Below are 10,743 nucleotides of genomic sequence, written 5' to 3'. Positions count from 1 at the left end.
CGTCTTAATGAGTATAATCGAGCGCAAAATGAGGTAATTATGCTCACGAAGTCTTGCCTTAAATCGTCTTTTCTTTCTTCTGCTAGATTAACGACCTCTAGATCTCTATTTGTTTGAGTTAAAAGAACTTTCAGATAATTAGGGTCTGCTGAAAAAGTTTTTCCTGGGGGTAGGAGTCAGTAGCCGGTCGTCAGGAGCCGGTCGTTTCGGGCTTTGTTGCCCTTGTTTTTTGTACCAAGCGTGTACTACAAGAAGGATAATGCCAGGTTTTTGAACGTCCCAATCCTATTTTCTTGCACTAACATCGGATTTTAACAGGTCAAAAGCCTTATTTTAAAAGGGTTTTACCATTATTCAGCAAGCCCTAATTACCCTCTTGGGATGTGATGATTCTGCCTTGAAAATAAATGGTACTTTATTTTTTTGCCAGTTCCTTACTGCGACCGACGATCGCCCAGAGATAGCTAATTGCTAAGGCCAAAAACGCGAGGGAAATACTTTCTTTGACGATAAAAATACCCAGACCGATCAGCACACAGGGAACGAAGGTACTTCCCTGACTGGTTAGAATAGTGGCGATGGTCGGCACGCTGGTCAACCCGTAGGCGAACGCACACCAAACCCCCACCAGAATCAAAAACACGCTGACGATAACGATCAGACTTGTTACGCTACTACTGGCGAAAAGGGGAACGTAAATGCCGATATTATCGCTGCCGTTGGCGACGGTCAACGCAGCCACGCTATAGGTGCGCGGGTCAAACCAACGACCGAAGGGGGAATGTTTCGCACCCTCTAGGTTGACTTCGACATTCTCCGGCTCTTCCTCCTTCTCCTCTTCTTTGAGAAGGGAAAAGATGCCGAGAATCACAGGAACGAGGCCTAGATAGCGAATCCATTGAGTAGGGATGAGAAAACACCCGAAAAAACCCGCTAAACTGGCAATAACCAGCAGAATAAAGCCGATATACTGACCGATGACGATATCGCGACGACGGAAGAGTTTCCCCGTTTGGCTGAAGAGAATCGTCAGGATCAATATATCGTCGAGGTTGGTGGCGACGAATGCCGCTACACCAGTGGATATCGCGATCACAATCTCGATCATGGTTTTTTCCTTAAGATGGCCGTCGGGTTCGTCCGTTCTTTATACCTTCACCGTGACAGGGGAAACCGAAATATTCGGCGTTCGGCTTTTCCTTCAAAGGTTCTGGAACGGGAGAATTTTACTACCTATCCCGATCGAGAAACTGTATTTCGCACGACCGATCGCCCTAGGCCGCTGCGGGATGGAAAAAGAAAGCGAGGGCGATCACCGCGTAGGTCGCGACGAGTAATATACCCTCTAGCCAGTTCGAGCGACCGTCGTTACTGATCGAGTTAGTCAGCCACACCGCGACGGCGACGGCGACCAATTCAAACGGATCAAAATCGAGAGCCATCGGCTGACCGAGGAAATAACCCGCGATTACGAGAACCGGCGCGACAAAAAGTGCGATTTGCAGACTCGAACCCACCGTCACGGAAACCGCCAGATCCATTTTGTCTTTTAAGGCGACCCTAACCGCGGTGGCGTGTTCGGCCGCGTTGCCGATAATTGGCAGCAGGATCACCCCCGTGAAAAGGGTCGTTAATCCTAATTTATGCGTGGCTTCCTCTAGGGTATTAACTAACAATTCCGATTCGACCGCCACACCGAGCGTCACGAGCAGTAATATCCCCACCCAGAGCCAGAGATTCGGCTTTTTTACGCTTACCGCTTCCCCCGACTCTTGATCGAGATCTGCGTCCCCCACCTCGTAAAGATAGGTATGGGTCTTCATCGAAAACAGCAGACTCAGGCAATACACAAAAATTAATACCGCCGCCACCGTTACCGAGAGACGCTGTAGGACGCTCTCCTCGATTGCGGCGGAGGTGTATTGAACGGTCGTGGGTAGGAGGATCGCTGCCACGGCGAGATTCATCGACGAGGAATTTAAACGGGCGGTCACGGGCTGGAATTTCTGTTCTTTATAGCGTAAGCCGCCGAAAAACATCGACAAGCCCGTTACCAGCAGCAGATTCCCGATAATTGAACCAGTAATCGTCGCTTTCACCACCTCGATCAAACCTTCTTCGAGGGCGGCGTAGGCGAGAATTAATTCGGTAGCGTTGCCGAAGGTGGCGTTCAATAAACCGCCGAGATTGGGACCGACCACGACGGCGATTTCCTCGGTCGCTTTTCCCATGTAAGCGGCCAGGGGAACAATCGCTAGACAGGCACTCAGGAAAACGATCGTCACGTCCCAACGCAGGAAATTCCAGGCGATCGAGATCGGGACAAAAACCAACAAAATAGCGAAAATCCAGTCCTTTCTATTCATAGCAATGGGTGTCTCGGCATAAAACCGCGCACGGTTTTGAAAAACAGACTATCGAGTTTTTTTCTGTTTCGATTACCCGAATCGCCCGCTAATATACTCGCGGGCCTCGTCGGTTTGCGGATTACCGAACATAACTTCCGTGGGGCTGAATTCGACTAATTTCCCCCGGCGTTTCCCGGACCGATCGGTTTCGGTGTTAAAAAACGCCGTCCAGTCGGCGATCCGCGATGCCTGCTGCATATTGTGGGTGACGGTGACGATCGTGTAACTTTCCTTCAGTTGTAGGCACAATTCCTCCACCTGACGGGTAGAGATGGGATCGAGGGCCGAACAGGGTTCATCCATCAATAAAACATCTGGCTTCATAGCGATCGCACGGGCGATACAGAGACGCTGTTGTTGTCCCCCCGATAGTGCCGTTCCTTTTTCTTTCAGTTTGTCCTTTACTTCCTCCCAGATCGCCGCCTGCCGCAGGGAATACTCGACCAATTCCTCAAGATTTCCCTGATAACCGTTGGTTCGGGGTGCGTAGGCGATATTCTCGTAAATGCTCTTGGGAAAAGGGTTCGGACGTTGGAAAACCATGCCCACCTGTCGCCGTAACTTGACTGCGTTGACCTGCGAATCGTAAATATTCTGATTTCGGTAGAGTAATTTTCCCTCCACCTTGGCGCCGGGGATCAGATCGTTCATTCGGTTAAAGCAGCGCAAGAGGGTACTTTTCCCGCAACCGGACGGCCCGATAAAGGCGATGATTTTTCGTGCGGGAATTTTAATATGAACGTCCAGAAGAGCGAGAAACCCGTTATAAAAAACTTTGACTCCTTCTGCGTCGAAAACACTGTGATCTGGGTTAAGGTGGGTAGTCATGGCAAAAATTCTCCTGATCGTTTATTAAAGATCGATGGTTTTTTTAGAGGGGAGGGTTTGCAAACCCTCCCGTACTGGAGAAGTGGGGAGTGCAGGAGTAGGGAAGGTTATGTATCTACCCCCTTGCCCGCTGCCTTCCCTAATTCAGTGTCGAATAACGTTGACGTAGATAGATGGCGATGGCGTTGAGGGCGAGAATTAACAGGATCAGAACGATAATCGCGGCCGCCGCCGCATTGGCAAAACCGGGTTCGGGACGGGTGATATAGCTGAAAATTTGAATCGGTAGTGCCATAAAGCGTTGGAATAAACCAGGATCGAAAGTGAGGAAACTAACCGCGCCGACGACCATTAAGGAAGCCGCGTCCCCGATCGCCCGCGACACGGAGATAATCACCCCCGTGAGAATCCCCGGCACCGCGTAGGGTAAAACATGGTGTTGGATCGTCTGCCATTTGGTACTGCCTAGACCGTAGGAGGCTTGGCGTAGGGAATCGGGAACCGCCCGGATCGCCTCCCGCGCCGTGACGATAATCACCGGCAGCGAGAGAAGCGCAAGGGTTAACGCGCCGGAAATCAGCGTCGGGCCAAAATTGAGCAGATAGTTAAAAACCGCTAATCCTAATAAGCCGTAGACGATCGAGGGAACCCCGGCCAGATTGCCGATATTCACCTCGATCAGTGCCGTCCACCAAGTTTTCGGGGCGTATTCCTCTAGATACAAAGCCGACCCGACCCCGATCGGGACCGCCACGAGAAGCACGATAATTCCCAGATAGAAACTACCGATGATCGCCGGACGGATACCGCCCCTTTCCGGGAAACGGGAAGGCGTTTCCGTGAGGAATCCGGGGGTTAAGAGTCGTCCGAGTCCATCGTGGGCGATATTCAACACCAACAGCGCCAGAACGAACAAACCGATCAGTAAACCGAAGAGGAAAAGATACTCGCAGAATTTGCCGATCGCCTCGCGGCGTTCGAGATGGTCGATAAATTCAACGGTATCGGATTTGACAGAGGATTTAACCATGGGAAATCAATCGTATTTTTCTTTAAAACGGTGGGATATCCAGTAACTGGCTAGATTCAGCACCAGCGTGATCAGAAAAAGCACCGCGCCGACCGCGTAGAGGGTTTTAAAACTGAGACTGCCCCGGGGCGCATCTCCCCCGGAAATCTCGGCCATAAAAGCGGTCATCGTGGCGATCGACTCGAAGGGATTGAGGGTAAGCCGGGGTTGCGAGCCGGCGGCGATCAACACCGTCATCGTTTCCCCCACCGCCCGCGACATTCCCAGAATAATCGAGGCCATGATCCCGGAGAGGGCGGCGGGGAGAACCACTTTAAAAATCGTTTCCAGCTTGGTAATTCCTAGCGCGTAGGAACCCTCGCGCAGGGAACGGGGAACCGCTCGGATCGCGTCTAAACTAATCGATCCCACCGTGGGAGTGATCATGATCCCCATCATTAACCCGGCGCTGAGGGCGTTAAAAATCTCGACGGGGAAAAGATTCCGCAAAGTGGGCGTGACAACGAGTAGGGCGAAGTACCCGTACACCACCGTAGGAATCCCGGCGAGAAGTTCCACCGCGGGGCGTAAAATCGCCGCTAGGTTCGGTTTTGCGTATTCGGCGAGGTAGATCGCGGAAGATAGGCCTAAAGGAACCGCGACGGACATAGCGATGGCCGTGGTTAAAAATGTCCCGTTAATCAGCGGCCAGATGCCGAAATGAGGGGTGGCGAACAGTGGAGTCCAACGGGTATCGAGAAAGAATTGGGCGAAAGATACCTCTTGAAAAAATCCCCAGGTTTCACTAAAAATAATCGCCACGATGCCGATCGTCGTCGCCACGGAAACGAAGGCGCAAGCGAAGAGAATGACCGCGATTATCTTCTCTTGAATATCGTCGCCGGGGTGCTTGAGGAGTGAATTATCTCCCGCGAAAAAAGAATTATCGAAAGAACTCGGGGTTAAGGTCATGGTTTAACAAAATTCCTTTTTTAGATAAAGTTCGTGATCGGTTCTCCCGGTTTAGCTTTGCCAAATTTCGATCCCGTTTCCCCGCGCTCGAATTTCCGCAGGGTTTTGACGTAGGCCTCATCAGGTAAAGCGACGTAACCCACGCCATCGACCCATTTCCAGGAATTTTCTAAATAGAAGCGCACGAATTTTTCCAGGGATGGATTCGTTTTTAAATTATTCTTGTTGACGTAGATAAACAGGGGACGGGAAAGGGGATTATAGATATTGCGGAGAACGTTATCGATGGGAACCGGTTTGACGCATTTTCCTTCATTGTTTTCGATCGCCACCAAGTTCAATCGATCTTGGTTCTGCATATAGAAAGAGATGCCTAAATAGGCAAGCGCGGATGGATTGCCGATCACCCCCTGCACGAGCGCGTTTTGATTGCGGTTCGGGGTGAAATCCGTACGGCTATTTCTCCGTTTTCCCGTAATCGCTTGGGTGAAATAATCGAAGGTTCCCGTATCGGAAGGCGGGGCGAAAAGTAATAATCTCTCGTCGGGAAATTTGGGATTAATCTGTTTCCAACTGGTAATCCTGCCCTCCGCTTTCGTGTTCCACATTTTATCGAGTTCTTTAATCGTTAAACACTTGGCGAATTGATTTTTTTTATTGACGATCACCGCCAATCCGTCGATCGCCATCGGTAATTCCAGAAATTCCACACCGTTTTCCCGACATTTCTCGATCTCTTCTTTCCGGATCACCCGCGATGCCCCGGCAATGTCGAGATTTCCGGCGCAGAACTTACTAAAACCGCCCCCGGTTCCACTGGTGGCGACGCTTACCCGCGCTTCGGGATGGATTCTCTGATATTCTTCGGCAACGGCGAGGGAGAGGGCGAAACCCACCGCACCACCGTCGATCGAGACTGGTGCTTCTTTCTCGGCCGAGTCGGCCGGGCGACCGCAACCGGCGATCAAATTACTGGCCATCAGAAGGGAGATTAGGAAAAAATAATGAGAGAATTTCATAGATTAAAGCGGGAAAAATGTTAGGAAGCCGACTGGTTTTTAATCTGCTCGAAGATGCCGTTATTGGCCAGAAATTCCTTTTCGATCAACGTCCAACCCCCGAGATCTTGGGCGTTGAAAAGGGTCTTGATCGGCGGGAATTGTAATCCTTCATCCTTGGCCACGAAGGGATTGACCGAGCGATAGCCCAATTTGGCGAATTCCTGTTGTGCCGGCTCGGAATAGAGGAAATTCACAAAGGCCTCGGCCACCTCTCGCGTGCCGTGTTTATCGACATTTCTATCCACCACCGCCACGGGATTATCGATCGAGATATTGACCGAAGGGACGAAGTAACTGATGTCGGGTTGATTTCTTGCCGCTAGAATTACCTCGTTTTCGTAGGTGACTAAAACATCCCCCTTTCCCTCTTGGAAAAAGGCATTGCTGGCTTCCCGTGCGTCCCTCGCTAGGGTGGGAATCTTTTCATAGACTTGGCGGACAAAATCCAATGCCTGTGCTGGTTCGCCCCCCGTTTGCGTCACCGAACCCCAGAGGGCTAATAACTGCCAAATAGCGATCCCGGAAGTTTTCGGATCGGCGGATAGAACTGTAACGTCCTCTCTAGCCAGATCCGCCCAAGATTGAATCTTTTTCGGATTTCCCGCCCGCGTGACAATCGCCGCAACCGAGTGACTCACCACTCCCCTTCTCGGAACCCGCTCTTCCCAACCGCGATTAATCAGGCCGGCTTGAGATATCCGCATCACGTCGAGGGGAAGGGCGAGATGTACCACGTCCGCCTCTTGTTTCCCAGCAATCACGTCATCGGCCTGGGCCAGGGAACCGCCGTAACTGCGCTGGAAAATGACTTTTTGGTTATGCTCTTTCCGCCATTTCTCGACGAATTTCGGGATAATCTGGTCGTGGGCGGCTTTCGTGACCGAGAAGGAAACGAGATTCAGTTTCACCTCCGGTTTTGAGCCGATTCCCCCGCAGGAGGCGAGGGCGAGACTTGCCAACAGTCCCACTAACAGGAAGGAAAGGAAGCTCCTCCCCGATAAGGAACGAAAGGGACGAAACAGCGATCGAATTGGCAACAGTGATACATTCATCGGGATTTTCTCGATAAGGTTGCTCTAAACCAACTAATTTTTATTCTCTCTTCCTGAATTTTGACTCCCGTGGGAGCCGGAGATTGGCGATTTTTACGGGGGCCTAATTTACCCGATGGGAATCAACAGGCGATAGGAACCGTTATCGAGAATAATCCGTAGGCCCAACCACATCAGCACAAAAGGGAAAAGCTTACTGGCATAACGGCTGAGGACAACTGCGATCCCCGGTTGGCGGGTTAGATGATAGGAGAGAAATAACCAAGTACAGACGATTAGATAGCAGATCGGGATGATTACGGCTAACTGCGCCACGGTACTATTGGCGAATAGGGGAATATAGATACCGAGATTATTGCCGCCATTGGATATCGTGACCGCGGAAACTTTATAGGTTTGGCGATCTCTGAGGACTTGACCGAGGGATAGTCTGCGGGAGGCGAACCCATGAAATTGGGCATTTCTTCGCAAATTCACCTTGCGATCTGCGCTTTCCCTCTCGTTATCGCGATTTAAAGTCACTAAATTTCTCACACCGATGAGGATCGGCAGGATTCCGAGAAGACCGATATAAATCGGCGGGATGATTAGGCCGAGGAGAAAACCCAGCAAGCTAACCGATACTAAGGCCGTAAACCCGACTAGCTCGCCTACGACAACGTGAACCGGGCGAAAGGTACGATTTACCTCGCTAAAAAAGCCGGTTAGATAAATATTGTCGTCGAAGGTGGTGGCTATGCCGGTGGCCACCGCGATTTTGACGATTTCGATCAACCAATCCATCCATATTACCTCGATCTCTCAAAGGCGGGCGCAATTTTGTTTTAAAACTATATCATTTTCAATACATTTATAAATGTACTTTGTTACACAATCGAGGAGTCGTGGATTTCTATAGTATGTAGATAAGTAGGGAGGCACAATTATTTGTAGGATGGGTTAGCGGTAGCGTAACCCATGCTGGCGTTGGGTTTCATGCTTCAACCCAACCTACGTTTATCTTATATTTAATTCCACCCACCCACTTAAAACTAATGGAACCTCTCCCGATCGAGTTGGGAAACCCTTCCTTCTTGTCTCCTTGCCCGACGATAAATCTTGTTTTCTGCGAGAAATCCCATGCTCCACCGTTCGATCAAGTGTCTCTGGAAACCGTGGCGAAATTGCCGGGGAGTTCTTCCCGCGCTGCTTTTTTTGACCAGTCTGGTCGGGAGCTTTCTCCTGGCTGGATTTTCCGACACGAACGCAAAGCGCTCGCTACGCGAGATCGCCGTCGGTCAAAATTCTCGATCCGATAACCTGATTCTCAACCTCGTCGATAGCTTTAAATTCCCCCGGAATACGACTCCCCGGCTATTGGAAACCGTGGGATTATTTATCGCTGGAATTCTCTTCTGTATCCTGATCGATCGCTGGTTCAAGCGCTCGACCCCCTCCGATATCACTCCCCTGGCCAAACAAGCCCGGCGGCTAGGAACCCTCAAGATCGGCTATCCCGAGGGCATGACCAATCTGGAAGTTCTCCGCGCCCAGGCCTTTCTGGAAAGACGCTTAAAACCCTTGGGGGTGACGGTAACGTGGACGAGTTTTCTTTCCGCTTCCTCGCTGATCGAGGCCTTGAGCAACGGAATGATCGACTTCTGTGGTGGTGGCGGTACGGCGAGTATTTTCTCGCAAGCGGCCGAACACGTCTTCGTCCGGGTAGCTAAAGAAAAATATACCGCCCCGAAAGGTCAGGCGATTCTCGTGCCTGAGGATTCGCCAATACAGACCTTGGCGGATTTAAAAGGCAAAAGAATCGCCTTCGATCGAGGTTCGAGCGCCCATTATGTCCTCATCCGCGCCCTGATGAGAGTGAATCTAGAATTAAGCGATATCGAACCGGTGTATGCGACTCAACCGGAAGCACTGGTGCTTTTCCGTCGCGGTGAGATCGACGCTTGGGTGGTGTGGGTTCCCTACTCGCCCACGGAGACGCGCACCTATCCGGGAAGATCGTTGGCCGATTTGGAGAGCATCTTCGGGGAAAACGCCTCTCTAGAAGTGCCGACCTATTATTATGCGGTTCCCGAATTGGTGCGGGATTATCCCGATGTACTGAAGGTGATTTTAGAAGAGGTGAACGAGGCGGGTGCCTGGGCGAAACAGCAGGAGTTAGAGGCGACGAGACGCTTGGCAGCCCACCACGAGATCGATCCGGCGATCGTGACTAATCTCGAACAACGGGCCTCTGAACGTGCCATTATCCCGATCGATGATCGCTCTCTGACGGCCCTACAACACCAAGCTAATATCTTCCGAGACCTGAAGCTGATCCCCCATCGGGTCAATGTGCGCGACGGAACCTACACCCTACAGACGAAACAAAATTGGACCTATTAACCGGACAGTAATATTTTGGGCATCGGTTGGATTTATGCCGCTACCAAATGGCCGATGATCGGGTTTCTAGTGGATATTAAGCTAAACGGCGCTTAACCTGCATGATCCAATAGCTATAACCCTTTTGGAGTCTATATCGGTGATCCGAAGTAAAAGCCGTTTAGCTTATCATTATTATTCTCCCTTTTGCATGAGCGCCTGTCCTTATCTAGCAGCGGAATTTAAAGCATCGACAAACTTGAATTGTTTTTGGATTTTAGATTTTGGATTGAGAATCCTGAAAATCCTCAAATACTGATTAGATTTTGGCTTTTTAGAACTTCCTGTAAACATTGACTTTACTCTATTCACTGTTCGCTTATAGTCATTTCAGATAAGTGGGTGGGTGGAATTAAATATAAGATGAACGTAGGTTGGTTTGAAGCATGAAACCCCACACCCCACACCCCACACCCTGCCCCTAGGAAAAGCTTTTTCAGCAAACCCTACTTAAGTCTGATACAGTCTAGACCGACAAAATCCTTATGAACTCTGGGATTGATATTCTCAATCTTAATTGAAATGACTATAATCCTAAAAGTTATAACGAAACTATAACAAAATATTACGAAAAATTTACGAAAAATAATACCACAAATGTTGACAAAGAAATCAAGAGTCCTTACCATTCAAAAAATAAGAAAAAAAACGAATCTTAAAACTGCTGCAAGTGAGTTGGGCGCATTTGCCAACCTCTCCCCAGTGGAACAGCGAAAATTCCCAAAACTGACGATTTAGGTTTCTGCTTCATTCATCCCTACATACTACAGTTATGACCACACTTCTAGTCCCAGTTTACCTTGATGCCCTCTACCTCCCCACCAAGACAAATGTACTGGGGGAAATGACTGATTATATACTTTGCACGGCTACAACTTGCATTTTTTACTCAAGGACAATAATATAGTTTAAGAGTCATAATTAGAAGCAAAGCACTCATTAAAAACATGATTAACCTAGAATTCACGGAAGAAGAAAAGAACTCACTGTAT

General features: G+C 49.8%; 9 protein-coding genes and 2 pseudogenes. 2 read left to right on the top strand and 9 right to left on the bottom strand.

Annotated features, from left to right (window positions below; translation table 11 throughout):
* From IM509_RS18335 to IM509_RS18295, 9 genes and pseudogenes are all read right to left on the bottom strand, one after another.
* A pseudogene (locus IM509_RS18335) lies at positions 1 to 140 on the bottom strand (IS607 family transposase); the annotation flags it as partial.
* 275 nt (positions 141 to 415) lie between these two features.
* Positions 416 to 1,108 carry a cadmium resistance transporter gene (locus tag IM509_RS18330; protein ID WP_072927979.1) on the bottom strand — a complete coding sequence of 231 codons (693 nt, stop codon included), beginning with the start codon at positions 1,106 to 1,108 and terminating at the stop codon, positions 416 to 418.
* A gap of 166 nt (positions 1,109 to 1,274) precedes the next feature.
* A complete protein-coding gene (gene cax, locus IM509_RS18325) occupies positions 1,275 to 2,366 on the bottom strand; it encodes a calcium/proton exchanger (RefSeq protein ID WP_185237626.1) in 1,092 nt (363 codons plus the stop codon).
* Positions 2,367 to 2,438: 72 nt separating this feature from the next.
* Positions 2,439 to 3,236 carry a phosphate ABC transporter ATP-binding protein PstB gene (gene pstB, locus IM509_RS18320; protein ID WP_072923873.1) on the bottom strand — a complete coding sequence of 266 codons (798 nt, stop codon included), beginning with the start codon at positions 3,234 to 3,236 and terminating at the stop codon, positions 2,439 to 2,441.
* Between the two features lie 139 nt (positions 3,237 to 3,375).
* Positions 3,376 to 4,266 carry a phosphate ABC transporter permease PstA gene (pstA, locus tag IM509_RS18315; RefSeq protein ID WP_002738206.1) on the bottom strand — a complete coding sequence of 297 codons (891 nt, stop codon included), beginning with the start codon at positions 4,264 to 4,266 and terminating at the stop codon, positions 3,376 to 3,378.
* Positions 4,267 to 4,272: 6 nt separating this feature from the next.
* Complete coding sequence (pstC, locus tag IM509_RS18310; RefSeq protein WP_052275281.1) at positions 4,273 to 5,217, bottom strand: phosphate ABC transporter permease subunit PstC; 945 nt, start codon at positions 5,215 to 5,217, stop codon at positions 4,273 to 4,275.
* 20 nt (positions 5,218 to 5,237) lie between these two features.
* Positions 5,238 to 6,236, bottom strand: a complete 999-nt coding sequence (locus tag IM509_RS18305; protein ID WP_072923870.1) for a PstS family phosphate ABC transporter substrate-binding protein — start codon at positions 6,234 to 6,236, stop codon at positions 5,238 to 5,240.
* Positions 6,237 to 6,256: 20 nt separating this feature from the next.
* Complete coding sequence (locus IM509_RS18300; RefSeq protein WP_072923868.1) at positions 6,257 to 7,330, bottom strand: sulfate ABC transporter substrate-binding protein; 1,074 nt, start codon at positions 7,328 to 7,330, stop codon at positions 6,257 to 6,259.
* 108 nt (positions 7,331 to 7,438) lie between these two features.
* Entirely contained in the window at positions 7,439 to 8,113 is a 675-nt protein-coding gene (locus tag IM509_RS18295) for a cadmium resistance transporter (RefSeq protein WP_052275283.1), read from the bottom strand.
* A 336-nt stretch (positions 8,114 to 8,449) separates the two neighbouring features.
* Between IM509_RS18295 and IM509_RS18290 the strand changes: the two genes are divergently transcribed.
* Together IM509_RS18290 and IM509_RS18285 are read left to right on the top strand one after the other, a co-directional pair.
* The gene (locus tag IM509_RS18290) at positions 8,450 to 9,712 is read left to right on the top strand and encodes a sulfonate ABC transporter substrate-binding protein (protein WP_185237625.1); all 1,263 of its coding nucleotides are present in this window, start codon (positions 8,450 to 8,452) and stop codon (positions 9,710 to 9,712) included.
* Positions 9,713 to 9,721: 9 nt separating this feature from the next.
* Positions 9,722 to 9,790 (top strand): annotated as a pseudogene (locus IM509_RS18285) (thiol-disulfide oxidoreductase); the annotation flags it as partial.
* Positions 9,791 to 10,743: the final 953 nt, after the last annotated feature.

The organism is Microcystis sp. M31BS1 (assembly GCF_020245285.1).
GTDB lineage: Bacteria > Cyanobacteriota > Cyanobacteriia > Cyanobacteriales > Microcystaceae > Microcystis > Microcystis panniformis.
Note: the sequence above shows the minus strand (reverse complement) of the source record. Positions and strands in the feature narration are given on the sequence as shown.

Coding starts and splice junctions, on each gene's coding strand:
- IM509_RS18330 (WP_072927979.1), bottom strand. CDS start 1,108: ATGATCGAGATTGTGATCGCGATATCCACTGGTGTAGCGGCATTCGTC.
- cax (WP_185237626.1), bottom strand. CDS start 2,366: ATGAATAGAAAGGACTGGATTTTCGCTATTTTGTTGGTTTTTGTCCCG.
- pstB (WP_072923873.1), bottom strand. CDS start 3,236: ATGACTACCCACCTTAACCCAGATCACAGTGTTTTCGACGCAGAAGGA.
- pstA (WP_002738206.1), bottom strand. CDS start 4,266: ATGGTTAAATCCTCTGTCAAATCCGATACCGTTGAATTTATCGACCAT.
- pstC (WP_052275281.1), bottom strand. CDS start 5,217: ATGACCTTAACCCCGAGTTCTTTCGATAATTCTTTTTTCGCGGGAGAT.
- IM509_RS18305 (WP_072923870.1), bottom strand. CDS start 6,236: ATGAAATTCTCTCATTATTTTTTCCTAATCTCCCTTCTGATGGCCAGT.
- IM509_RS18300 (WP_072923868.1), bottom strand. CDS start 7,330: ATGAATGTATCACTGTTGCCAATTCGATCGCTGTTTCGTCCCTTTCGT.
- IM509_RS18295 (WP_052275283.1), bottom strand. CDS start 8,113: ATGGATTGGTTGATCGAAATCGTCAAAATCGCGGTGGCCACCGGCATA.
- IM509_RS18290 (WP_185237625.1), top strand. CDS start 8,450: ATGCTCCACCGTTCGATCAAGTGTCTCTGGAAACCGTGGCGAAATTGC.